This is a genomic window from Brenneria goodwinii (assembly GCF_002291445.1).
GTDB classification, from domain to species: domain Bacteria; phylum Pseudomonadota; class Gammaproteobacteria; order Enterobacterales; family Enterobacteriaceae; genus Brenneria; species Brenneria goodwinii.
On the sequence record NZ_CP014137.1, the window covers coordinates 1,271,483 to 1,297,400 of the forward strand.

19 protein-coding genes and 1 other RNA gene are annotated in these 25,918 nt (G+C 50.7%); 14 read left to right on the top strand and 6 right to left on the bottom strand.

Annotated elements, in window-relative coordinates:
* Positions 1–295: 295 nt before the first annotated feature.
* The 3 genes from apbE to ydiK form a co-directional block, all read right to left on the bottom strand.
* Positions 296–1,336, bottom strand: coding sequence for an FAD:protein FMN transferase ApbE (apbE, locus tag ACN28R_RS05825; protein WP_095833874.1), 1,041 nt, complete (start codon positions 1,334–1,336; stop codon positions 296–298).
* Positions 1,337–1,544: 208 nt separating this feature from the next.
* Positions 1,545–1,656, bottom strand: an RNA gene (gene rprA, locus ACN28R_RS05830) — antisense sRNA RprA.
* Positions 1,657–1,889: 233 nt separating this feature from the next.
* On the bottom strand, positions 1,890–2,999 hold the full coding sequence (gene ydiK, locus ACN28R_RS05835) for an AI-2E family transporter YdiK (RefSeq protein WP_048638576.1): 1,110 nt from the start codon (positions 2,997–2,999) through the stop codon (positions 1,890–1,892).
* A 292-nt stretch (positions 3,000–3,291) separates the two neighbouring features.
* On the opposite strand from ydiK, the gene ydiJ reads away from it, so the two are divergent.
* Together ydiJ and ACN28R_RS05845 are read left to right on the top strand one after the other, a co-directional pair.
* The gene (gene ydiJ / locus ACN28R_RS05840) at positions 3,292–6,345 is read left to right on the top strand and encodes a D-2-hydroxyglutarate dehydrogenase YdiJ (protein ID WP_095833875.1); all 3,054 of its coding nucleotides are present in this window, start codon (positions 3,292–3,294) and stop codon (positions 6,343–6,345) included.
* Positions 6,345–6,761: a hotdog fold thioesterase gene (locus ACN28R_RS05845; RefSeq protein ID WP_048638578.1), complete on the top strand. Its 417-nt coding sequence runs from the start codon at positions 6,345–6,347 to the stop codon at positions 6,759–6,761. Before ydiJ ends, ACN28R_RS05845 begins: the two co-directional genes overlap by 1 nt.
* 150 nt (positions 6,762–6,911) lie before the next feature.
* Here ACN28R_RS05845 and ACN28R_RS05850 read toward each other — a convergent pair whose 3' ends face one another.
* The gene (locus ACN28R_RS05850) at positions 6,912–7,313 is read right to left on the bottom strand and encodes a hypothetical protein (RefSeq protein WP_048638579.1); all 402 of its coding nucleotides are present in this window, start codon (positions 7,311–7,313) and stop codon (positions 6,912–6,914) included.
* 551 nt (positions 7,314–7,864) lie between these two features.
* On the opposite strand from ACN28R_RS05850, the gene sufA reads away from it, so the two are divergent.
* The 7 genes from sufA (at position 7,865) to ACN28R_RS05885 (ending at position 15,041) form a co-directional block, all read left to right on the top strand.
* Positions 7,865–8,236: a Fe-S cluster assembly scaffold SufA gene (gene sufA / locus ACN28R_RS05855; RefSeq protein WP_048638580.1), complete on the top strand. Its 372-nt coding sequence runs from the start codon at positions 7,865–7,867 to the stop codon at positions 8,234–8,236.
* A gap of 13 nt (positions 8,237–8,249) precedes the next feature.
* On the top strand, positions 8,250–9,746 hold the full coding sequence (gene sufB / locus ACN28R_RS05860) for a Fe-S cluster assembly protein SufB (protein ID WP_048638581.1): 1,497 nt from the start codon (positions 8,250–8,252) through the stop codon (positions 9,744–9,746).
* A gap of 78 nt (positions 9,747–9,824) precedes the next feature.
* A complete protein-coding gene (gene sufC / locus ACN28R_RS05865) occupies positions 9,825–10,571 on the top strand; it encodes a Fe-S cluster assembly ATPase SufC (protein WP_048638582.1) in 747 nt (248 codons plus the stop codon).
* Positions 10,546–11,883: a Fe-S cluster assembly protein SufD gene (gene sufD / locus ACN28R_RS05870; RefSeq protein WP_095833876.1), complete on the top strand. Its 1,338-nt coding sequence runs from the start codon at positions 10,546–10,548 to the stop codon at positions 11,881–11,883. Before sufC ends, sufD begins: the two co-directional genes overlap by 26 nt.
* Positions 11,880–13,103 (top strand): cysteine desulfurase SufS, encoded by a 1,224-nt coding sequence (gene sufS / locus ACN28R_RS05875; RefSeq protein ID WP_095833877.1) that lies wholly within the window; start codon positions 11,880–11,882, stop codon positions 13,101–13,103. Before sufD ends, sufS begins: the two co-directional genes overlap by 4 nt.
* A gap of 30 nt (positions 13,104–13,133) precedes the next feature.
* The gene (sufE, locus tag ACN28R_RS05880) at positions 13,134–13,550 is read left to right on the top strand and encodes a cysteine desulfuration protein SufE (protein ID WP_048638585.1); all 417 of its coding nucleotides are present in this window, start codon (positions 13,134–13,136) and stop codon (positions 13,548–13,550) included.
* A 468-nt stretch (positions 13,551–14,018) separates the two neighbouring features.
* Positions 14,019–15,041 carry a L,D-transpeptidase family protein gene (locus tag ACN28R_RS05885; RefSeq protein ID WP_048638586.1) on the top strand — a complete coding sequence of 341 codons (1,023 nt, stop codon included), beginning with the start codon at positions 14,019–14,021 and terminating at the stop codon, positions 15,039–15,041.
* 173 nt (positions 15,042–15,214) lie between these two features.
* On the opposite strand, the gene ACN28R_RS05890 is transcribed toward ACN28R_RS05885, so the two are convergent.
* Positions 15,215–15,451: a major outer membrane lipoprotein gene (locus ACN28R_RS05890; protein ID WP_005970385.1), complete on the bottom strand. Its 237-nt coding sequence runs from the start codon at positions 15,449–15,451 to the stop codon at positions 15,215–15,217.
* A gap of 304 nt (positions 15,452–15,755) precedes the next feature.
* Positions 15,756–17,168 (bottom strand): pyruvate kinase PykF, encoded by a 1,413-nt coding sequence (gene pykF, locus ACN28R_RS05895; RefSeq protein ID WP_048638587.1) that lies wholly within the window; start codon positions 17,166–17,168, stop codon positions 15,756–15,758.
* Between the two features lie 626 nt (positions 17,169–17,794).
* Between pykF and licT the strand changes: the two genes are divergently transcribed.
* The 5 genes from licT to ACN28R_RS05920 all read left to right on the top strand — a co-directional run bounded on the left by licT (position 17,795) and on the right by ACN28R_RS05920 (position 25,780).
* Positions 17,795–18,640, top strand: coding sequence for a BglG family transcription antiterminator LicT (gene licT, locus ACN28R_RS05900; protein WP_095833878.1), 846 nt, complete (start codon positions 17,795–17,797; stop codon positions 18,638–18,640).
* Positions 18,641–18,934: 294 nt separating this feature from the next.
* A complete protein-coding gene (gene bglF / locus ACN28R_RS05905) occupies positions 18,935–20,821 on the top strand; it encodes a PTS beta-glucoside transporter subunit IIABC (RefSeq protein WP_095833879.1) in 1,887 nt (628 codons plus the stop codon).
* 41 nt (positions 20,822–20,862) lie between these two features.
* Positions 20,863–22,257 (top strand): glycoside hydrolase family 1 protein, encoded by a 1,395-nt coding sequence (locus tag ACN28R_RS05910; RefSeq protein ID WP_095833880.1) that lies wholly within the window; start codon positions 20,863–20,865, stop codon positions 22,255–22,257.
* An 89-nt stretch (positions 22,258–22,346) separates the two neighbouring features.
* The gene (locus ACN28R_RS05915; protein WP_220701777.1) at positions 22,347–24,041 is read left to right on the top strand and encodes an alpha-L-rhamnosidase-related protein; all 1,695 of its coding nucleotides are present in this window, start codon (positions 22,347–22,349) and stop codon (positions 24,039–24,041) included.
* Positions 24,042–24,172: 131 nt separating this feature from the next.
* Positions 24,173–25,780: a carbohydrate porin gene (locus ACN28R_RS05920; protein ID WP_048638591.1), complete on the top strand. Its 1,608-nt coding sequence runs from the start codon at positions 24,173–24,175 to the stop codon at positions 25,778–25,780.
* Positions 25,781–25,918: the final 138 nt, after the last annotated feature.

A 25,918-nucleotide genomic window follows, 5' to 3' on the forward strand; every position in this document is an offset into this window, starting at 1 on the left:
GGTCCGGAGGGTGGTGGCGTTTGAACCACCCTGCGTCGGGCGCGTGCTACGACGTGGCATGAAAAAGCCTTTCTTTTCGCGCACGAAATATTCTTCGATATGACATATTCCGATTTATGGGGAGCCTTCAGCGCGCAGACGGGGATCTTCTTTTCAGGTCATTCATTGGTATCAGGAAGGTTCCTGCCTACGCAGGAATGAGGGATTTGGATTCGGTATTACCAAGGTGACTTTGTCAACGTTCTGACGCCCGGTAGCAATAATGCCATCGGGCGTTTTCGTTGGTCTGCGGCATTCACTGCGCAATCAGGAATGACTGGAACTGAGGCGTCATTTCCGTATGAAAACCTTTATCGGTTTTAGTGATCAGATAAACGGCCAACCCTTGCTGTTCGGCTAGCTTTAAGGCTTTTTCGCCGCCCAGCACCATTAACCCGGTATCCCAGCCGTCGGCCTCCAGGGCGGTCGGCGCGATAACGGTCACCGAAACCAACTGATGCGTGATGGGTTTCCCGGTCGCGGGATCGATCACATGAGAGTAACGTTGACCGTTTTGCTCAAAGTAATTGCGGTAGCTGCCGGATGTGCTGATGGCGTATCCCTGCAGATTGACCGCCGCCTGCATGGCGTTTTCCTGGTCGGTCGGTTTCTGGATCGCCACTCGCCACGGCACTCCTTCGGCATTGACGCCCCGGCTGGATATGGCGCCGCCGACGGAAACCAGATAGTTGGTGATGCCTTTGCGGGCCATCAGTTGCGCCAGGAGATCGGCGCCATAGCCTTCGCCCAATGTTGACAGGTCGACATACAGATCGGGCAAATCTTTTTGGATCCATTCTCCCTGTTCGTCACTCAGTAATTTCAGGTGATTGAGCCCGATTTTCTGCCGGGCTTCATCAATCTGTTGCTGGCTGGGAATTTGCGTCGGCTGCTTTTGCGGTCCGAATCCCCACAGGTTGACCAGCGGTCCTACGGTAATATCCATGGCGCCGTCGGTTGCCCGGCCGATACGCTGCGCCGCCAATATGATATCCGCCATACCGTTGCTGATGGGCTGCGGCGCGTTGCCGCGATATTGATTGAATTTCGACAGCGTCGAATCGTTACGATAGGTGGAAATCTCGTTATTGGCCTGCTCCAGCAAGGCGTCAATCTCCTGTTGAAGCTGTTCCTTGCTCTCTTTCTGTTCCCCGCTGATTTTAACGCTATAAAACGTTCCCATCGTTTTTCCCTCGATGGTCAACAGTGGACGCAGATCGGTATGGGGCGCGTTATCACACCCGGCAAGCAGGCTGAACAAGAAACCGAGTAGTAATCCCTTGGCGAGATTAGCCATGAAAAACTCCTGAGAATAAAGCAAGCGATTTGAAAGAGGAAAGGTATAAAGCAAAGCGCGTGAAATACAAATAGAAGATTTACAAAAACATGGCCGACCGCAATTTATGGTGATGAAACTTTATATGTAAGGACAATGAGATAAAAATCTTTCGGAGATATTTTAATGCCGCCTGCGGCGGGCTGGAGGGGACGGCTAGCAACCCAGTCTAAAAAAAAGCCCATCTCAGGGGATGGGCAAAGACTACACACAGCAATTCGTTACTAACTCTGACGAGGAGGAAACCTTGTTGACTAACAGAAGGTTAAACCTAGCTCCGTAATCAATCCTAGGGATTCTACCGTGCTCAGTCATTAGGAATCATCCTAATAGTTAATTGTTTTTTAAGGATTTCTTGGCGGAGATCGCAAAAATTTCAGTAAAACTGAACTGAAAAGGCAAAACAGGCCGATTTTTTAGGATTATTCCCTCAAATATGAAGGTAAACATTAAAATTATTTATTAATCACCGCCGGGAATACTTCTCCGCGGCAGTGATTTTGTTTGACGTCATCTAATCCTTGTCGGCATCGGCATCAAGCGGCACATTAATGATTCCCTGCGGCTCAGGAATCTCGTCCATCCATGCAAAAATCAGGCGATAAGAGACCGCAAGCACCACCGGCCCAATAAACAGGCCGATCATGCCGAAGGCCAGTAAACCGCCGATAACCCCGCACAGGATCAACAGCAGCGGCAAATCGGCGCCTAAGCGGATCAAAATCGGGCGGATAAAATTATCAATCGTGCCGACCACGCAACTTAAGATCAGCAGCACCGTTCCCCAGGTGGTATCCCCACTCCAGTACAACCAGATAATCGCGGGGACCAGGATAGGGAGCGGCCCCAACTGCACCAGACAGCACAGAAACATCAGCACCGTTAATAACGTGGTATAGGGGATGCCGGCGATGAACAGTCCGATACCGCCCAACAGCGATTGAACAATGGCGGTTACCACCACGCCCAGCGCCACCGCCCGGATGGACTGCGCCGCCAGAATGACCGCGGTATCGCCGCGCTCATGGCCGAGACGGATAGCAAAGTGGCGCACCGCTTTGGCGACGGCTTCTCCCTTGTAATAAAGCAGGGCGCTGAATAACAGCATCAAGGCGCAGTGCATCAGAAAACGGCCAACGTGCGCCGCCTGAGCCACCAGCCAGGTTGCGGTTTTCCCCACATAAGGCTGGGCTTTGGCAAACAGACCGCTGCCGCCGCTTTGCAGCAGGGTTTGCCAACTACTGAATAATTTGTCTCCGACCACCGGAATAGACGTCAGCCACTCCAACTGGGGCGGGGAGAAATTTTCCTGACTGGCTGCCCAACCCATTAACGCCGAACTATTATCGATGGCGCTGCTGACCAGTATGGCAATCGGCATGACGAACAGCAGGATCAGCAGTAACGTCATGACGACAACGGCAAGAGAACGACGGCCCCATAGCAGATCCTGAAATTTGATTAATAATGGCCAGGTTGCGATCACCACCATGCTCGCCCAGGCAAATCCCAGGATAAAAGGCTGAACTACCCAAAAACAGGCGATGATCATGATAGTAATAAACAGCAGACTGAATAATGTTCTGACCAAGTCGAAATGCTGTTGTGAAATTATTTTTGTCAATGAATAGTACCTCTGTTAAGTCTGAAAGCAGCGCCGCTTTGGCAAGGCGATGAAACGGCGATGATTTATCATGAGATATTTATGTGGTTTTTGACAGTCTGTCGAACATATTGTTGGCGCGGACAGCGAAAACCAACACGCAGTGTGTTTTTTATCGAACCAGCGGCATAGCTGTGGGAAATGTGATAAAACGTGATAAGTCTGATGGTTGGATAAATAATAAATCGTTTCATTCACAGACACCTAACGTCATATTGGCAAACACTTCTTGTATAGACAGGGTCAAAAAATAATGATCCCACAGATCTCTCAGTCACCCGGCCTCGTTCAGCCGGTGCTCGATTTTTTGGAAGCATTGAAAAAAAATGGTTTTACTGGCGATACCGCGACAAACTACGCCGATCGTCTGACGATGGCGACAGATAATAGTATCTATCAATTGTTACCGGATGCCGTTGTATTCCCCCGTTCCACCGCCGATGTCGCGATTTTATCGCGTCTGGCCGCACAGGAACGCTTTCTTGACCTGACATTCACGCCCCGAGGCGGCGGCACCGGCACTAATGGTCAGGCACTGAACCGGGGCATTGTGGTTGATATGTCCCGCTATATGAACCGTATTCTGGAAATCAATCTGGAGCAGGGATGGGTCAGAGTCGAGGCCGGTGTAATAAAAGACCAGCTAAACCAGTATCTCAAACCCTTCGGATATTTTTTCGCCCCGGAATTGTCCACCAGTAACCGCGCTACGCTGGGCGGCATGATTAATACGGATGCATCAGGGCAGGGGTCGCTGGTGTATGGTAAAACCTCCGATCACGTACTGGGTTTGCGGGCTTTGCTGATCGGCGGCGAAATGCTGGATACGCAGGCCATGCCCGTCGCATTGGCGGAGCAGTTGGCGCAGGAGGCATCCGCGGTTGGCCGGATTTATCAGGCGGTGCTGCACCGCTGCCGCGAGCAACGCCAGCTTATCCTCGACAAGTTTCCTAAACTGAACCGGTTTTTGACCGGATACGACTTACGCCATGTTTTCAGCGACGATCTGCAAACCTTCGATCTGACGCGTATTCTCACCGGCGCGGAAGGGACGCTGGCGTTTATTACCGAAGCCAAACTTGATATCACACCGTTGCCGAAAGTCAGACGGTTGGTCAATGTCAAGTACGACTCGTTTGATTCGGCCCTGCGTAATGCGCCCTTCATGGTGGAAGCCCAGGCGTTGTCGGTGGAAACCGTGGATTCCAAGGTGTTGAATCTGGCGCGTGAGGATATTGTCTGGCACTCCGTCAGCGAACTGATTACCGATGTGCCCGATCGGGATATGTTGGGGCTGAACATTGTTGAGTTCGCCGGCAATGATGAAGCGTTGATCAACGAGCAGATAAATACGTTGTGCGAGCGGCTGGATACCCTGATGAGCGAAGGGAAAACGGGCGTGATCGGTTATCAGGTCTGTAACGATCTGGTCGGAATTGAACGTATTTACGGTATGCGTAAGAAAGCCGTGGGTTTGCTGGGAAACAGCAAAGGCTTGGCGAAACCGATCCCGTTTGCCGAAGATACCTGCGTACCGCCGCAGCATCTGGCGGACTACATTGCCGAATTCCGTGAATTACTGGATAGCCACAACCTGACGTACGGCATGTTCGGTCATGTGGACGCGGGCGTTCTGCACGTGCGCCCGGCGCTGGATATGTGCGACCCTCAGCAGGAAATGCTGATGAAGCAGCTCTCCGATAATATCGTCGCGTTAACGGCCAAATACGGCGGCCTGCTGTGGGGAGAGCACGGCAAAGGCTTCCGCGCCGAGTATAGTCCTGAGTTTTTCGGCCCCGAGCTCTATACCGAGTTACGTCGCATCAAGGCCGCGTTCGATCCGGGGAATCGCCTTAATCCGGGGAAAATCTGTCCCCCGCTGGGTGTTGATGTCCCGATGATGAAAGTGGATACGGTTAAGCGCGGAACCTACGATCGCACCATCCCGCTGGCGGTGCGTACCTCTTTTCGCGGCGCGCTGGATTGTAACGGCAATGGGCTATGTTTCAATTTTGATACCCGCAGCCCGATGTGTCCTTCGATGAAAATTACCGGCAATCGTATTCATTCGCCGAAAGGGCGGGCGTCGCTGGTTCGTGAATGGCTGCGTTTGCTGGCGGAACAGGGCGTCGATCCGCTGGAGTTGGAGAAAAAATTACCGCAGCAAAAACTCAGCCTGCGGACGTTTATCCAAAAAGTCGGCAATACCTGGCATGCGCGTCAGGGAGAATATGACTTCTCCCACGAAGTAAAGGCATCCATGTCGGGCTGCCTGGCCTGTAAAGCCTGTTCTACGCAATGTCCGATTAAAATCGACGTTCCCAGTTTCCGCTCGCGCTTTTTACAGCTGTATCACACTCGCTATTTACGCCCGGTGAGGGATTATCTGGTCGCGGGGGTGGAAAGCTATGCGCCGCTGATGGCGCGCAGTCCTAAAACATTTAACTTCTTTTTGAAAATGCCGTGGGTGAACGAACTGAGCCGCCGGCAGATCGGCATGGTCGATCTGCCGCTGCTTTCGTCGCCGTCGCTGCGTCAGCAGCTTGCCGGCCATAGCGCCTGTCAAACCACGCTGGAACAGTTGGAAAAACTGTCTGAACAGGAACGCCGCTCTTATGTATTAATCGTGCAGGATCCCTTTACCAGCTATTACGACGCGCAAGTGGTCACCGATTTTGTTCATCTGGTGGAAAAGTTGGGGCTGAAACCGGTACTGCTGCCATTTTCTCCGAATGGTAAAGCGCAGCACATTAAAGGATTCCTGAACAGCTTCGCCAAGACGGCCGCAAAAACCGCTGACTTCCTCAATCGCGTGGCGACGCTGGGGATGCCGATGGTGGGGGTCGATCCGGCGCTGGTGCTGTGCTATCGCGACGAATATCGTGAAATTCTGGGGGATAAGCGGGGCGACTTTAAGGTGCTACTGGTCCACGAGTGGCTGACGACGCTGCCGGCGAAAGAGACGCCGCAGGCTGCCACGGGCGAATCCTGGTATTTGCTGGGGCATTGCACCGAAGCCACCGAGTTGCCGGCCAGCAGCCAGCAGTGGGCGAATATCTTCTCCCGTTTCGGCGCCAGGCTGGAAAATGTCAGCGTCGGCTGTTGCGGCATGGCGGGAACCTATGGTCATGAAAGTCAGAATCTGGCGAATTCCCAGGGTATCTATGCTCTGTCCTGGCAGCAGGTGTTGCAGAAGTTACCGCAAAAACGCTGTCTGACCACGGGCTACTCCTGCCGCAGTCAGGTGAAACGGATGGAAGGACGCGCGCTGCGTCATCCGCTACAGGCTTTACTGGAGATTATCTGATGCAGTGGAAACGACAGGCGACGCTTGAGCAACTCAACCAACAGGCGCAGGGGTGCATGATTGCGCATCTGGGTATTCGGTTTACGAAACTGACGGACGACAGTCTGGAAGCGGTAATGCCGGTGGATGCCCGTACCCGGCAGCCGTTTGGTTTTCTGCACGGAGGCGCTTCCGTCGTTCTGGCCGAGTCGCTCGGTTCCGTCGCCGGCTATCTATGCACGGAAGCGGAACAGCAGGTAGTAGGGATAGAAGTCAATGCCAACCACCTGCGCGCCGTCGTTGACGGCGAGGTGCGGGGCGAGTGTCACGCCCTGCACATCGGGCGGCGTCATCAGGTGTGGCAGATAAATATTTACGATGCGAACGAGCGGCTATGCTGCGCGTCCCGGCTGACGACATCGGTCATTAGCCCTTAGTTCTGCCATCACAAAATCGACTGGGCAACAGGCCGTTGCCTGGTCTATTTTGCCGCCATAGCCTGCTATACTTAATATCTGTTTTATCCAGATGAACGCATCAGTATCCGACGCCATCTCATTGATGCATGGTGCGCTGACATCAACGCGTCAGGGCAGAAAAGGGACTTGTTTGACGAAATCAGTCTGGAATGCGGTGGCTTTATCCCACCGTCCCTGCATGCTTAACTGGTGGCAGATGGACTTGAGCGTATTGCGTGCAAAGTAGTAGCTCTGCACCCGGAAAAGGTGGCAGCGCGCCTCATTATTTATTTCTTTAATCAGTCGATTATGCAGTTTTATCAACGCGTGCAAATAACTGTCGTCGTCGCCGTTTCTCAGACATAAATCGACCATTTCCATGCAAGCGTTATAATAGCGCCTCAGATGGTCAATATGGCTTTCTGGACGATTTAGGCGAGCCTCCGCCATATAGAAATCTACTGTGGCATCCCGGATTTGAAATTTATATTCGTCAATCTGATGTTGCAGCCAGGCATTCACGGAAAGCATGGGTATCGGCCTTGAACATTAATGATAATCATTATCATATTTATAAAAATAGCCGGGATCAATGGGGAAAATGGGCTTTGACGACAAAAAACTTCCGGGAGAAGTTTTTAACGTCGCGTCAGCGACGATCCGTAAGGATGGCGGCCAGGGACGGCACGCCATAAAAAACTTCCGGGAGAAGTTTTAAAGAGACTGACATGGGGTGGCGCGCCACAAAAATTCGACGGGGATGAGATTAAATCTTCATTTACTTTCCCTGTTTTATAAATAGGTATTCTCTATGTATGTTAAAGTAATGATAATGAATTGATAATTTTTGTACGGGCAATGGTTTGCGGTTCATGTTCTTTATGATTATTTATCAATTGGTTAGGTTTTAATTTTGCTTCCATTTCAGGGCTGGAGTAGCGGCGGATAACGGTTATAACCGTCACTAATAATGAAATGTTAAGAATAGCCCTGCGAAGCAAGTGGTTGAAGCCAGACGCATTATCACTAACATTAGGGGAAACCAGCCTGAAACTGGTACCACACGTAATGAGGTAGACCGTATGCAGACGGAAAATGTAGCGACGTTTTCACTTGATGAGAATGTCTGGCAAGGTTTGACGCTAACGGACAGTGCAGCAAAACAAATAAAAAATTTAATGCAGCAGGATGCCGCAGTAAAAGGTTTACGACTAAGTGTGAAGCAATCCGGCTGCGCCGGATTTGGCTATGTATTGGATTTGGTGCGGGAGAGCGCGCCGGATGACCTGTTATTCGAACGCGATGGCGCAAACCTTTATGTACCGTTAAAGGCGATGCCTTTCATTGATGGCACCGAGCTCGATTTTGTCCGTGAAGGGCTGAATCAGGTGTTCAAGTTTAATAATCCTAAAGCTCAGCATGCCTGCGGATGTGGCGAGAGCTTTGGCATTTAAGTGATGAAAAATTATGGCACGTAGCACAGTAGAAGTACCTGATGATGTTCAGATCTGGATGGGTGATGTTAGCTATAAAGAAGGCTTCTTCACTGAATTGGCGACGGATCAGCTGGCCCATGGGATCAACGAAGAGGTTGTCCGGGCGATTTCAGCGAAACGTAACGAGCCGGAATGGATGCTGGAATTCCGCCTTAACGCCTATCGGGCATGGCTGGAAATGGAAGAGCCTCACTGGCTGAAGGCCAAGTATGAGAGTCTCAACTACCAGGATTATAGCTATTATTCCGCGCCATCCTGTGGACAGTGTGACGATAGCTGTGGTTCCCAGCCGGGCGCAACCCAGCAGTCGGGCATTGCCGAGGTAAATAATTACCTGACCAGCGAAGTGGAAAAAGCCTTTAATCAGCTTGGCGTACCGGTGCGCGAAGGCAAATCGGTGGCGGTGGACGCGATTTTCGACTCCGTTTCCGTGGCGACTACATACCGGCATGAACTGGCTGAGCAGGGCATTATTTTCTGTTCGTTCAGCGAGGCGATTCAGGAGCATCCTGATTTGGTTCGTCAGTATCTCGGGTCTGTGGTGCCGTCGAATGACAACTTTTTTGCGGCATTGAATGCGGCGGTCGCTTCCGACGGCACCTTTGTTTATGTGCCGAAAGGCGTGCGCTGCCCGATGGAGCTGTCGACCTATTTCCGCATTAACGCCGCGAAAACCGGACAGTTCGAGCGCACCATCCTGATTGCTGATGATGATAGCTACGTCAGTTATATCGAAGGGTGTTCGGCTCCGGTTCGCGACAGCTACCAGCTTCACGCCGCGGTGGTGGAAGTGATCGTCAATAAAAACGCAGAAGTGAAATATTCCACCGTGCAGAACTGGTTCGCCGGGAAAGAAGCGGAAGGCGGGATCCTGAACTTCGTGACCAAGCGTGCGTTGTGCGCCGGTGAAAATTCGAAAATGTCGTGGACGCAGTCAGAAACCGGTTCGGCCATCACCTGGAAATATCCCAGCGTGATCCTGCGCGGCGACAATTCAGTCGGCGAATTTTTCTCCGTCGCGCTGACCAATGGCCGTCAACAGGCGGATACCGGGACCAAGATGATCCATATCGGTAAGAACACCCGTTCGACCATTATTTCCAAAGGGATTTCCGCCGGACACAGTGAAAACACCTATCGTGGACTGGTGAAAATTATGCCGAGCGCCACCAACGCCCGTAATTTCACCCAGTGCGATTCCATGCTGATCGGCAGCAATTGCGGCGCGCATACCTTCCCCTATGTGGAAGTACGCAACAATACCGCCCAGTTGGAGCATGAAGCGACCACCTCGAAGATCGGCGAAGATCAGCTCTTTTACTGCTTACAGCGCGGCATCAGCGAAGATGATGCGATCTCGATGATTGTCAACGGATTCTGTAAGGATGTGTTCTCTGAGCTACCGCTGGAATTTGCGGTAGAGGCGCAAAAGTTACTGGCGATTAGCCTGGAACATAGTGTGGGTTAATTCGTCGGTTGCCGATGTTTCTAATCGGTCACGAAAATGATGAGCGTCACAAGGTGCATGACGCCTGAAGGATAGAGCATGTTAAGTATTGAAAATTTGAAAGTCAGCGTAGAAGGCAAAGAGATCATTAAGGGACTTAACCTCACGGTTAAACCAGGTGAAGTGCATGCCATCATGGGACCGAACGGTTCAGGGAAAAGTACGCTCTCCGCCACGCTGGCCGGACGCGAAGAATATGAAGTCACCGACGGTTCGGTGAGCTTTAAAGGCAAGGATTTGCTGGAGTTGGATCCTGAAGACCGCGCCGGGGAAGGCATCTTCATGGCGTTTCAGTATCCGGTGGAGATTCCCGGCGTCAGCAACCAGTTTTTCCTGCAAACCGCGGTTAATGCGGTGCGTAAATATCGGGAATTAGAGCCGCTGGACCGTTTTGACTTTGCTGATTTTATCGAAGATAAAATCAAGCTGCTGAATATGCCGGCGGATTTGTTGACGCGTTCGGTGAACGTCGGCTTCTCCGGCGGTGAGAAAAAGCGTAACGATATCCTGCAAATGGCGGCGCTTGAGCCGGATTTATGCATTCTGGATGAAACCGATTCCGGTCTCGATATCGATGCGTTGAAAGTCGTCGCCAATGGCGTTAACTCGCTGCGCGACCAGAAACGCTCATTTATCATTGTGACGCACTACCAGCGTATTCTGGACTATATCAAGCCAGATTATGTTCACGTTCTGTACCAGGGGCGCATCGTTAAATCCGGTGACTTCTCGCTGGTGAAACAGTTGGAGGAGCAAGGCTATGGCTGGCTTACCGACCAACAATAAAGCGACTGCCGCTAAAATCAGCGCTGAACAGAAACAGGAAAAAGCCTTACAGCAATGGCACAACCTGTTTGAAACCTATAGCGCCAAGCGTTCGGCGGACGCGCATCGGCACTGGCAGGAAGTTCTGCGTCTGGGGTTGCCGCATCGCAAACATGAGCACTGGAAATACACGCCGCTGGATGGTCTGCTGACGCATGAGTTCGTCGCCGCCAGGGCGCAGGTTGATAAAACAACGCTGAATGCGCTGGCGCTGCCGATCGACAGCTGGCGTCTGGTGTTTATTGACGGCGAATTCAGCGCGGAACTCAGCGATGCCGAATGGGGGCCGTACCAGGTTGATATCAACGCGCGTAATCACGATGAATTTCCGGTGGCAATCCAGCCTGAGGTGTTTTTGCACCTGACGGAAAGCCTGGCCGTCGAACGCACGCTGATTCGTTTGGCTGCCGGCGTGCAGGCGGAAAAACCGCTGTATCTGCTGCATATCAGCAGCGGTCAGGCCCAGGCGTCGTCTCTGAATACCGTACATCATCGCCACCATTTGCATATTGAACGCGGCGCCTGCGCGCAGATTATTGAACATTACGTCAGTCTGGACGAACAGGCGCATTTTACCGGCGCGCGATTGACGATTAACGCGGGTGAAAACAGCCAGATCGGCCATATCAAACTGGCATTTGAAGCGGCGGCCAGCTATCACTTCGCTCATAATGACCTGGTGCTGGCGCGTGATGCGCGGGTTCGCAGCCAGAGCTTTTTGCTGGGCGCGGGTTTGACCCGGCATAACACCAGCGCCCAGCTCAACGGCGAAGGCACCAACCTGGTGATGAACAGTCTCATTATGCCGATCGGCAGCGAGGTCTGTGATACCCGCACCTATCTGGAACATAACCAGGGGTTTGGCGAAAGCCGCCAACTGCATAAAACCATCGTTAACGATCGGGCTAAGGCCGTGTTTAACGGCATGATAAAAGTGTCCCCCGACGCGTTGAAAACCGACGGTCAGATGACCAACAATAACCTGTTGTTAGGCCGGCTGGCCGAAGTCGATACCAAGCCGCAGTTGGAAATTTACGCCGACGATGTGAAGTGCAGTCATGGCGCCACGATCGGCCGCATCGACGAAGAGCAACTGTTCTATTTGCGTTCGCGCGGCATCGGTCAGCATGATGCGCAGCAGATGATCATCTTTGCTTTTGCCGCTGAATTAACAGAAGCCATTGCCGACGAGTCGTTAAGAGACGTGATATTGCAACGTATTGCGCAACGTTTGCCGAACGCACAGGCGGATTTAGTGAAGGCTGAATTATGAGTTATCCAATCGAACGGGTTCGGGCTGATTTTCCTCTGCTGTCAACAGAAGTGAATGGTCAGCCGCTGGCTTACCTGGACAGCGCCGCCAGCGCACAAAAACCGCAGGCGGTGATCGATCGCGAGCTGGCTTTTTACCAACACGAGTATGCGGCCGTACATCGCGGCATTCATACGCTGAGCGCGCAGGCCACCAGCGCGATGGAAGCGGTGCGCGAGCAGGTCGCCGCTTTCATTAACGCCGCGTCGGCAGAAGAGATCGTATTTGTGCGCGGCTCGACGGAAGCCATCAATCTGGTCGCCAATAGCTATGGGCGGACTTTCCTGGCGCCCGGCGATAATCTTATCATTACCGAGATGGAGCATCATGCCAATATCGTTCCCTGGCAGATGCTGGCGCAAGCGCGGGACATTGAAATCCGCGTGCTGCCTATGACATCAGACGGTACGCTGGATTTGAGCAAACTCCCGGCCTTGCTGGATGAGCGTACCCGGCTGTTGGCGGTAACCCAGATTTCAAACGTATTGGGCACGCTGAACCCGGTTAAAGAGATTATCGCGCAGGCGAAAGCGGCCGGCGCCGTCGTTCTGGTGGACGGCGCTCAGGCGATTATGCATCAACCGGTTGATGTGCAGGCGCTGGACTGTGACTTTTATGTCTTTTCCGGTCACAAGATCTATGGTCCTTCAGGGATCGGCGTCCTGTATGGCAAAAGCGCGCTGTTACAGGCAATGCCGCCGTGGGAAGGCGGCGGAGCGATGATCCGCGAAGTGAGCCTGCTGAACGGCACCACCTACGCCGATGCGCCGTGGCGCTTTGAAGCCGGTTCGCCGAATACCGCCGGGATCATGGGGCTGGGCGCGGCGCTGAGCTACGTTAGCGAACTGGGGCGCGAAGCGATCCAGCGTTATGAAACATCGCTGATGAGCTATGCGCTGGAAGCGTTGTCGCAGGTTCCCGATTTGACGCTGTACGGCCCCGCGGAGCGGCATGGCGTCATCGCTTTTAACCTTGGGCAGCATCATGCCTATGATGTCGGCAGTTTCCTCGATCAGTATGGCATTGCCATTCGCACCGGCCACCATTGCGCCATGCCGCTGATGGAACACTATCGTGTTTCCAGTATGTGCCGCGCCTCGCTGGCCGTTTATACTACACGCGAAGAAATTGACCGGCTGGTTGCCGGTTTGCAACGTGTCCATCGATTACTGGGCAACTAAGCGTTATTTTTGTTGCCTGGGGAGGAAAAAATGGCAAGTCTGCCGGAACCGCAGAAATTAGTCCGTAATTTTTCGCGCTGTCATAATTGGGAAGAGAAATACCTTTATATCATTGAGTTGGGCGCCCGTCTGGCGCCGCTGCCGGACGCCTGGCGGCAGGCCGAAAACTTGATCGCAGGCTGTCAGAGCCAGGTGTGGATTGTGATGCAGCGTGACGAGCGGGGACTGGTCACATTGCATGGCGACAGCGACGCCGCCATTGTGAAGGGGCTGATTGCCGTGGTGTTCAGCCTCTATCAGGGATTGACCGCGCAGGAAATCGTGACGCTGGACGTACGTCCTTTCTTTCAGGAACTGGCATTGAGCCAACACCTGACGCCGTCTCGCTCACAGGGACTGGAAGCGATGTTGCGCGCTATCCGTGCCAGGGCGATGCAGCTATCCTAAACTGAGCTGTTTTGATTGTAGAAAAGCGCCGGGCCGACAAGCCCGGTGTTTTTTTATGCCCGGCTTCCTGCCTTCACCTACGGGCGTTTAACATCGCCTCCCGGCCAGCGTTTATTTTTATCCCTTTTTTATCTTTTCAATCATTGCGGTATTGGTTTCGCTTACCTGGATAACTGATTTAACGTGTGGCTTAAGAAACGGTACGTTTTTATTTAAACCATAATGATTATGAGTATATATAAATTAACATTCTGATATTTCAGAATTAGTCCCGTAGATTTATTTGGGGCTGAATTTTATGCTGGGTCTGGCTTTTGTAAAGAATTGAATATCAATGATTTGATTTTTAAGTGAAATATCATTTTGTTACAACAATGCTAATATAGCAGGTGCATGATACTGGTTGATAAAAAGAGAACCAGGCATCGTTTTTAAACCGACATAGATCAGTGACGTAGGGAACTTAGTATGAAACGCGCGTTAACGTTACTTGGTATGGTATTCGCAACGTATCTGGCGGGCAGTAGTGCGGCCAGCGCCACGGAATACCCGCTACCGCCGGCAAACAGCCGTCTTATCGGCGAGAACATCGCTTATACCGTCCCCAATGATGGTCGCCCATTGGAAGCCATTGCCGCTGATTTTAAAATTGGCCTGCTAGGGATGCTGGAGGCTAACCCCGGCACCGATCCCTATCTGCCGACAGCCGGTTCAACATTAACTATACCTACTCAGATGCTGTTGCCGGATACGCCGCGCGAGGGCATCGTGGTTAACCTTGCGGAATTGCGGCTTTACTATTATCCGAAGGGGACGAATACCGTTATCGTGTATCCAATCGGTATTGGCCAACTGGGGCGTAAAACGCCGCTGATGGTAACGTCGGTGTCGGAGAAGCGTGCGAATCCGACCTGGACGCCGACAGCGAATATCCGAAAACACTATCTGGAAGAGCAGGGCATCGTGCTGCCAGCGGTGGTGCCCGCCGGGCCGGATAATCCAATGGGGCTTTTCGCGCTGCGTCTGGCGGCGCATGGCGGCGTGTATCTGATTCACGGCACCAATGCGAATTTTGGCATCGGCATGCGCGTCAGCTCCGGCTGTATCCGGTTGCGTCCCGATGATATCGAAGCGTTGTTTAATTCCGTCCCTGTCGGCACGCGGGTACAAATCGTCAATGATGCGATCAAGACGTCGGTTGAGCCTGATGGCAAACGCTATGTAGAAGTTCACCAGCCGCTGTCTCGAACCGATCAGGACGACCCGCAGACCATGCCGATCGACATCAATAAAAAGGCGAAGGCGTTTATTGATAATGCGGATACGGATGGCAAAACCGTCGCAGACGCCATTGTACGCCGCTCAGGCATGCCGGTACTGGTCAACGTAGGCCAGGACATTAATACCTACCAGGAGGCGTTACACGCGGTTTCTGAGGGTGCTGAGACGCAAGACGCCGCGCCTATTACTTCTATCAGTACATCCGAGTGAAATAGAAATGAATGACCCGGCGGAAAGCAGACGCGTTCGTCGGGTGCGATTGCCAGGCGCTCAAAGGAAGGGGGCGAATGAACTCAGGTAAACGGAATGAAGGCGGAACTGAAAACGGAAGATAAAAAAAATGGCGCATAAAATGCGCCATTTTCATTACTTAACCAGTTCGATTACTTTTTGTAAGTGCGAACTTGGTTGTCCAGACGCTGGTTAGCACGAGCTGCGTCGTCTTTAGCAGCCTGTACGTCAGAGCGGATTGCGTTCACATCGTTGCTCAGTTGATCAACTTTAGCGTTCAGAGTCTGAACGTCAGAAGACAGTTGATCGATTTTAGCATTGCTAGAACAACCGGCCAGCAGAGTAGAACCCAGAATTACCGCGCCCAGTACCAGTTTAGTACGATTCATTATTAATACCCTCTAGATTGAGTTAATCTCCATGTAGCGTGACAAGTATTACACAAACTTTTTTCTAATGAGAATAAATTTTTGATGAGAACATGCTTAATTTTGATCGTTAGCTCAAAGAATCAGCGGGTTTTACCGAATAATGAAAAAAGCAAAGAAAACAGCGATATTTCCATCAGAAAAGTCTTACCTTTTGGTTATTAAAAGCATGTGTTAATAAGCATATTAATTTAACCATGATAACGGCAGAATATAAAAAAGCGCCCTAAAAGGCGCTTTTTCAATATGTGAAAGAGGAAAAGATTTAGACGCGGTGCACGGAAGCGGTATTGGTGGTGCCGCTTGGAACCAGCGCGCCGGAAACCATAACCACAACATCGCCGCTCTGGGCATAACCGCTGCTTAACGCCGCTTCTTTACCAATACGATAGAAATCATCAGTAGAGGCGATTTCTTTTACCAACAGCGTATCAACGCCTTTGCTCAGCAGCAGCTGGCGGGCGGTCACTTCATTGGTGGTCAAGGCCAGGATACGCGCGTTCGGGAAGTATTTACGGATGGACTTGGCTGATTTACCGCCGCTGGTCGCCACCACGATCAACGGCGCATCCAGTTTCTCTGCCGTTTCAACGGCGCCACGGCACACGGCTTCGGTGATGCGCAGTTTGCCCACGGTTTTGATGGTATCCAGGCGAGACTTCATCACGCTGTCGGTGCGTCGGCAGATGGTGGACATAATGCTCACCGCTTCCAGAGGGTATTTCCCTTTGGCGCTTTCGCCAGACAGCATGACTGCATCGGTGCCGTCGATGATGGCGTTAGCCACGTCGCCCGCTTCAGCGCGGGTAGGACGCGGGTTTTTGATCATGGAATCCAGCATTTGCGTCGCGGTGATAACCACTTTACGAGCCTGATTACATTTTTCGATCATCATCTTCTGCGCGAAAATGACTTCTTCAACCGGGATTTCAACGCCCAGATCGCCACGAGCAACCATGATGCCGTCAGACGCGTCCAGAATTTCGTCGAAGTTGTTCAGACCTTCCTGGTTTTCGATTTTAGAGATGATCTGAATATGTTCGCCACCGTGCTGTTTCAGGTGTTCGCGAATCTCTTCTACGTCAGAACGTTTACGGATAAAGGAAGCGGCGACAAAATCAACGCCTTGTTCGCAACCAAAAATCAGATCGCTTTTGTCTTTTTCAGCCAGAGCAGGCAGTTGGATGGATACGCCCGGCAGGTTAACGCCTTTGTTTTCGCCCAGATCGCCATTGTTCAATACTTTGCAGACTACTTCATTACCGTTGATCGCCGTTACTTCCATGCCGATCAATCCATCGTCGACCAGCACGGTATTGCCGACGCTCAAATCTTCAGCGAAGCCGGCATAGGTCACGGCAACGCGTTCTTTATTGCCGACGACGCTTTGATCGGTGGTGAAGGTGAAGGTTTGACCCGCAGTCAGAGAAACGTCGGCGCCGTTTTCCAGCTTCATGGTGCGAATTTCCGGTCCTTTGGTATCCAGCAGAATGGCTGCTTTTTTACCGCTTTTTGCCAGCACGGCCCGCAGATTCTTGATGCGTTGACCATGTTCGGCGTAATCCCCATGCGAGAAGTTCAGGCGCATCACATTCATGCCGGCATCCAGCATTTTGCTCAGCATTTCCTCTGATTCTGTTTTTGGCCCGATAGTACAAACAATTTTTGTCTTTTTCATACGATAGCTTCTACAAGTTGTGATGGATAGAAAACGATTGAACCGAAGGTTGTGAGAGATGGACCCCCGGAAATAATTCATTTGAGTATAGTCTGAAAGAGGTAAGTATAGATGATGACCTACATAACCGATTATCACGTTTTATCAACGAGATAAAGGTAAGCGATGCCTTTGACAACGGTTTTAATGATAGTGGCACGTTAATTAGCTGAAACCATTCAATTGAAACAACGTTCCGTATTATAGTTATTAGCCCGTGATAAACAAGGTGGCTGACGGCCTCAATTCGTATATTTTAGCCCGTTTACGCAAAAAAAGTAACGATTTGTCGTTTTTACCCAGGTTTGTTGCGCAACTGTTCAAAAAAGTATCATGTCAGTGCAGCTGAGACCCTGCACATTGCGTGCGAAAATGTGATATTTATCACTTTTCGCTATAGAAAAGAAAAAAATATGTAAATAAAATGTGTTCTATCGATCCACGTCACGTTTCTACCCAGCAGATGTTGAGAAGAATATGGTAAGTGATAGTTTATCCGCTATAAGGATTGTTACTGCGCTAGCAGGCAAAACCAGATATCCGCTTTTCAGCGGGTGTCTGGTTTTTTTGTTTTCAAGGTATGAACGATGAAAATTGCCAAGATACTCAACAACAATGTCGTGACGGTTATCGACGAGAACAATAATGAGTCGGTTGTGATGGGGCGCGGGCTGGGGTTCAAAAAACAGACTGGCGATTCCCTGGACGAATCGCTGATTGAGAAAGTGTTCGCACTGAAGAGCGGGGAATTGACCTCCCGCCTGAGAGAGTTGCTGTCGGAGATCCCGTTGGAGGTGATCACCACCGCGGACAGAATCATTTCACTGGCGAAAGAACGCCTGCCGGGGAAGTTGCAAAACAGTATTTACATCTCATTGACCGATCACTGCCACTTTGCGATTGAGCGCCATAAACAAGGAGTGAATATCCGCAATGTGCTGTTGTGGGAGATCAAGCGCCTTTATCAGAAAGAATTTCTGGTCGGCGTTGAAGCGCTGGATATCATTGAGCAGCGTTTATCGGTGCGATTACCGGAAGATGAGGCCGGCTTTATTGCTTTGCATTTAGTCAATGCGCAGCTTGATAGTGAAATGCCAGAAGTTATTCACATTACCAAGATCATGCAGGAGATCCTGAATATTGTGAAGTATCAGCTAAACCTGGATTATAATGAACAGGCGTTAAGCTATCATCGTTTTGTTACCCATCTTAAGTTTTTTGCGCAACGGCTTATTGGCAAAAATACGGTGTTCAGTGATGATGAATCATTACATGATGTCGTTAAGGAAAAATACCAACTTGCTTACCAATGCGCTGAAAAGATACAGGCGCATATTGATCAACAGTATCGCTATTGTTTGACGAAAGAAGAGTTGATGTTTTTGACAATTCATATTGAGCGGGTAAGAACCGAATTGCTGGATAAAACGTAAGAAATAGAGAAGAAGGAAATTTGCGGTTCATCACATAACAGTGATAAAAAAGAATAAGTCGCTTGCAAGAATGCCGGGTTGAAGAATAGGATTCTTGCATTAAGGATGTTGATAAATCAGGATTGTAACTGTACGGCTTAATATTAGCCATACAGGCAAAACCTAAACCGTTTTTGTTTTCTGCCCCCTTGGCAGTGAAAAAAACAGTTTGGGTTTTTTTTCGTTTAAAAATAGCGTTGGTTTTTCGTAACGTACTGATTTTATTGTGTGGTTACTGGGCATTAAGGATAGGCAATGAAATACAAGACATTAGCCAGTGAGATACTTGAAGGTGTAGGTGGTCGCGAGAATGTAAATAACGTAATACATTGCGCGACGCGGCTGCGTTTTAAATTAAAGGACAGCAAGAAAGCAAATATTTCCGCACTTAAAAATAATCCTGGAATTATCATGGTGCTTGAAAGCGGCGGCCAGTTTCAAGTCGTCGTGGGTAATCATGTAGGCGACGTTTATCAGGATTTTCTTGACGTGTCTGGTATAAGTGAATCCGCGAGCGCTAATGCTGAAAATCAGGACGGGGGGAATAAGGAAAATCTATTATCCCGCTTTATTGATATCATCGCCGGTATTTTTACCCCATTAATGGGCGTGATGGCGGCCTCCGGGATATTAAAAGGTTTTTTAGCATTAAGCCTGGCCTGCGGTTGGCTGGTGGAGAGCAGCGGGACTTATAAACTTTTATTTTCCGCCAGCGATGCATTATTCTATTTTTTCCCGATTATTCTCGGTTATACCGCCGGTAAAAAATTTGGCGGCAATGCTTTTGTCACCATGGCAATCGGCGGCGCGTTGGTCCACCCGACGATGATCGCCGAATTTAATGCCATGTCGGCGGCGGATTATCAGCCATTACACTTTCTCGGCATTCCCATTACGTTTATCAATTATTCCTCATCGGTTATTCCGATTATTTTTGCCGCGTGGGTTTCCTGCAAACTGGAAAAACCACTGAACGCTTTCCTGCACGCCAATATCCGTAACTTCCTGACGCCGGCCCTGTGCTTGCTGATTACCGTCCCGCTGACGTTTTTAGCCATCGGCCCGGTGACCACCTGGCTAAGCTATCAGTTGGCGCATGGCTATCAGTTGATCTATGGCGCGAATCAAACCATTGCCGGCGGCTTTATGGGCGGTCTGTGGCAGATATTCGTCATGTTCGGTCTGCACTGGGGATTCGTGCCGCTGATGATCAACAACCTGAGCGCATTGGGGCATGACACGCTGATCGCCGTATTGACGCCGGCGGTATTGGCGCAGGCTGGCGCGGCGTTGGGCGTCTCCCTGCGCACCAAGGACGCAAAGTTGAAAGGCATTGCGGGCTCGGCGTTTCCGGCGGGGATCTTCGGCATCACCGAACCGGCTATCTACGGCGTCAACCTTCCTTTGCGTCGTCCGTTTATCTTCGGTTGCATCGGCGGGGCGCTCGGCAGCGCGATTGCCGGCTATTTCGGCACGACACAGTACTCTTTTGGTTTGCCCAGTATTTTCGCCTTTACGCAAATCATCCCGCCGACCGGCATGGACATCACCGTATGGGGGGGAATTATCGGCACGGCGGTCTCCTTTGTATTCTCGGCGGTGGCCAGCTACCTGTTTGGGATAAAAAAAGAACCGGTAGCGGAGACTCAGACGGCCGAGGCCGTACAGAAAAGCGCCGCGCCGGTACGCCAGCAATCCGTCAACAGTCCGATCGAAGGAGAAACTCATCCGCTGGAGCAGGTCAGCGATCAGACTTTCGCCAGTGGTTTGATGGGAAAAGGCATCGCCATCAAGCCGCGGAGCGGGCGAGTGGTTTCTCCAGTTAACGGGACGGTCGCATCACTGTTCAAAACCAACCATGCGATTGGCCTGGAGTCTGCTGACGGCGCCGAAATATTGATCCACGTCGGGATTGATACCGTAAAACTGAATGGACAGTATTTTACCGCCCACGTTAAAACCGGGGATGTGGTGAAGCAGGGCGATCTCCTGGTGGAGTTTGATTATCAGTCCATTGAAGCGGCGGGATATGACACGATCACGCCGATCATCATTACCAACAGCGATGATTACATCGATGTGTTGCCTGTGGCGGGTGATTCCGTAGCGGAACAGTCCCCGTTGTTAACCTTGATTATTTGATCGTTAAACAGTTACTACCCGAATTGGGGAGGAGATTAAAAATGAGCCACCGTTTTCCTGACAATTTTTTATGGGGCGGCGCGATAGCGGCCAATCAGGTAGAAGGCGCTTACTTAACGGACGGTAAAGGGTTATCCACCTCCGATTTGCAACCGCAGGGCGTTTTTGGCGAGATAGTGGAGAGACGCGAGGGCGATAGCGGCATAAAGGACGTGGCGATCGATTTCTATCACCGCTATCCGCAAGATATCGCGCTATTTGCCGAAATGGGCTTCAAGTGCCTGCGTACTTCGATCGCCTGGACGCGCATTTTCCCTCAAGGTGATGAAGAAACGCCAAACGAAGCGGGGTTGGCGTTCTATGATCGCCTGTTTGATGAAATGGCCAAACACCATATTCAGCCGCTTGTGACATTGTCACATTATGAAATGCCGTATGGTCTGGTGAAAAACTACGGCGGCTGGGGCAATCGTCAGGTGATTGCATTCTTTGAGCGCTATGCCCGCACGGTATTTCAGCGTTTTCAGCATAAGGTTAAATACTGGCTGACGTTTAACGAGATTAACATGTCGCTGCACGCGCCGTTTACCGGCGTTGGCCTGCCGGAAGACAGCGATAAGGCGGCTATTTATCAGGCGATCCATCATCAACTGGTGGCCAGCGCGAAAGCGGTAAAAGCCTGTCATGAAATTATTCCCGACGCCAAAATCGGCAACATGTTGTTGGGCGGTCTGCTTTACCCGCTGACCTGTAAACCGGCGGATGTACTGGAAACGCTGCGGCAGAACCGCGAATGGATGTTCTTTGGCGACGTTCAGGCGCGCGGCGCTTATCCCGCCTATATGAAGCGTTTCTTTAAACAGAATGCTATCGAGCTACAGATAACGGATGATGACCGGGATTCGCTCAAGGAAACCATCGATTTCATCTCCTTTAGCTATTACATGAGCGGTTGCGTCACCACCGATGAGGAACTCAACCAAAAAGCGCGCGCTAATATCCTGAATATGGTGCCGAATCCACACCTCGAAAGCTCGGAATGGGGCTGGCAGATCGATCCTGAAGGGCTGCGCATCCTGTTGAATGTATTGTATGACCGTTATCAGAAGCCGCTATTTATCGTGGAGAACGGACTGGGCGCCAAAGATCGGATTGAAAGCGATGGCGGCATCAATGATGACTACCGTATTCAGTACCTTAACGATCACCTGGTTCAGGTCGGCGAGGCGCTGGAAGACGGCGTCGAGGTGCTGGGGTACACCAGTTGGGGGCCTATCGATTTGGTCAGCGCGTCAAAAGCGGAAATGTCGAAACGCTACGGTTTTATTTATGTCGATCGTGACGACCAGGGTAATGGCACGCTGGAGCGTAAGCGGAAGAAAAGCTTTTACTGGTATCGCGATGTGATTAGCAGCAAAGGTGAAGCGCTGAAATAGGTTTAGCGCCCCTGAATCGTCGGCAGGCCCGATCGCTTACCGTGCCGGCCGGCGGTTTGTGGTTTCATCGCAGTTGAGCGGATATTGACATGAATAGACGAGAATTACTGATAAAAGCGGCCGTGGTTGCTTCGTGCATCAAAGCCTGGCCGGTGCAGAACGCACAGGCGAACGCGGGGTCATCGGTACGGACGGGAACCGATGCCGCGGCTACGACGCCGGCGCAGCGCTATCTGCAACTGGCTGATGCTTTGACGCCGACGTTGCCGGAGGTTGCCTATCCGGCGCTGACGGTGGTGGAGCCGAAAGCGGATAAAAGCCACATGCTGGGGTATGCCATGGAGAAAACCGCCTGCGTGGAAACGTTGGCGCAACGCACGTTCAAAACCGGAGACAGCGTGATTGTCGATTTCGGCGATCATTACACGGGATTTCTGACCTTCCTATTAGGCTGGAAAGGCGTTTCCTGTGATTCGCCGGCACGTTTGCGTTTGACCTTTGGTGAAGTGGTGACCGATGTCGCGGAATCGCTTTATCCATATAACGGCTGGATTAGCGCCGCCTGGCTGCCGGAAGAGATCATCAATGTTGATTTCCTTCCTGCGCCGGTAAGGATCGCCCGCCGACACGCATTTCGCTATGTGAAAATTGAGGTGATTGCGACCTCATCCAACTTCAGCGTCACATTCGATAATCTCCAGGTGCAGGCGGTGTCATCGGCAGGCGAGGACAGGCAACGTCCCGAGCGGTATGACAGCGCCCTGTGGCGGGATATCGATAAAGCCAGTATCAGGACACTGCATGAATGTATGCAGACCGTCTTTGAAGACGGCCCGAAACGAGACCGACGCCTATGGTTGGGCGATTTGCGTCTGCAGGCATTGGCTAACTATGTCAGCTTCAATAATACGGATTTGGTGCGCCGCTGCCTTTATCTCTTTGCAGGCTTGCAACGCGATGATGGTTATGTCACGGCATGCGTTTATGAGAAGCCGGCGCCCAGAATAGGGGAAGTGGTGCTGCTTGATTATGCTGCGCTGTTTGGTTGTGTCCTGCTGGATTATTTTCGTGCCACTCAGGATAAAGCGACCGCTGTTGAACTGTGGCCGATAGCGAAAAAACAAATTGAGTTGCTGCTGCAACATGTGAATCAGGAAGGCCTCTTCATTATACCGGAAAAAGATTATGTTTTTATTGACTGGAATAGCGGGGAAGATCAGGACGCCGCAATACAAGGAATAGACAAACAGACGGCTATGCAGGGAGTATTGATTTATAGCTGTCAGCGTTTAATTGAATTAGGAAAAGCTATTCTCCCCACAGAGAATATGGATGCGGTCGCCGAAAAAATGAAGAAAATGACGGTCGCAGCCAGAGAAGTATTTTATGATCCGGCATTGCAATTATTTATTAGCGGGAAAAATCGGCAAATATCCTGGGCGTCGCAAATATGGATGGCGTTAGCGAATGTATTACCCCAGAAAGAGCGCGCCATTTCTTTGCAGAAAGTGATGATAACCTCTGAGGCAATTCGACCGTTGACCCCTTATTTATATCATCATATGGTTGATGCGCTGGTGCAGGGTGGATTAACAACAGAAGCCAAAAAATTGGTCGAAAATTATTGGGGAGGAATGACAAAAGCGGGAGCGGATACCTTTTGGGAAGCCTTTGATCCTGATAATCCTCAGGCTTCGCCGTATGGCAGTAAGCAAATTAACAGCTATTGTCATGCGTGGAGTTGCACACCAAGCTATTTTATTCGTAACCAATTTAGGAAATAGAAAATACTGATATTACATGAGCGCAGCTAACGCTTAGCAAATTTTTATTAAAAATCACACACAGATACTGACGATAGTATCGGGCATTCCTTTGTTTTTATTTTAATAATGTACTCTATCTGGAAAATATTATGCGTAAAAAACACTACTCTCTAAAACTCATTGTATTATTAATATCATCGGCTATTTTATCTAATAGTGCGATGGCGGCAGCGTTAACGATAGAAGAAAGGCTGGCATTGTTAGAAAAGGAATTAGCGGAAAATAAACAAGAATTACAATCGACGAAAAAAGAGTTGCGTGAATATAAATCGATTGCTGAACACAAACAGCAGGTGGCAACCAGCAGTATTGAGAAGCCCACCGGTCAGGAGCGTATTGTTACCGAAGTGGTACAGCCCCAGCAGGCGGGAACGCAGCAAACGGCCGCCGCGACAGAGCAGAAATCACTGACGCTGCATGAGCTTAGCAAATTCATCAAGGATGATATTGGTTTCAGCTATCGCGGATACTTCCGGTCAGGATGGGCCACCGGTACGCGCGGCGCGCCGAAGTCTTACGCTATCGGTTCGGTGGGGCGTTTCGGTAATGAAAACGGCGCCTGGTTCGATCTGGAACTGGCGCAGAAAGTGTATGACCAGGACGGCAAAGTAGCTAAAGCGGTCGTCATGCTGGATGGCAATGTCGGTTTGCAGTACAGCGGGGGCTGGTTTGACAAGGATTCAGAAAATGTGCTCGCATTTTCAGATATTTATTTGACTACCAAGGGATTCCTTCCCTTCGCGCCGGAAGCGGATTTCTGGGTGGGCAAACACAATATGCCGGTCTATGAGATTCAGATGCTGGACTGGAAGAGTCACCGCACCAACGCTGGCGCGGGTGTCGGTATTGAAAACTGGCAGGTCGGCCCCGGTAAGCTGAATGTGTCGCTGACCCGTCAGGATCTGAACGCGCATGCGGTGGATTATGACACTTCGGGCAATACACAGCAGGTAAATAGCAATTCCATTGATCTGCGCTATAAAGATCTTCCGCTGTGGGACAACGCTACGCTGGAAGTCTTCGGAAGATATGCGATGGCGAACCGCAATGACACCAATAGAAATAATGAAAATGACGGTAGTTATTACAGTGTGAAAGATGCCTGGCACGCCGGCGTTATTTTACGGCAGAATTTTGCCAGCGGCGGATTTAATGAATTTACCCTGCAAGGGGCGGATAATTCCATCGCCAGCGGCTTTGCGCTTATATCCGATGCCAACCCCTCCTATGGCTATAATGACGACTATTATGGCGAACACAGTTACGGTAAGGCATTCCGTTTAATCTCCCAGGGCGAAATGTATTTACACCCCAAAGTGATTATGGCTAATGCTCTGGTCTATTCCCGCGGCAGTGATATATACAGCTATGATACCGGCGCGCATACCGATTTTGAAAGTGTTCGCGCGGTTATTCGTCCGGCTTATATCTGGGATAATAACAACCAGACTGGTGTGGAACTGGGATGGTTTGATCAGAAGAATAAAGCCGGTGGAGAGGAGTATCATGAGTCGGGTTATAAAACCACGCTATTCCATACCATTAAAGTGGACACCAGCATGCTGACATCCCGTCCTGAAATACGGTTCTACGGTACTTATCTGAAGGCATTGGATAATGAAATCAGCCAATTCCAATTTGCGGATAGTAAAAGCGATCAATTCACCGTGGGGGTACAGGCGGAAGTATGGTGGTGATAACGGCCCGCTAGCGTAAAGGATTAAATATAAATTATGGCGGCATGAAATTCAGCGTTGGATTTCATGCCGCGCTTATTCCCGCAATAAACTACCCGAATTCTGGGCATGAAATGGACGTATGGCGTCCGGCCGATA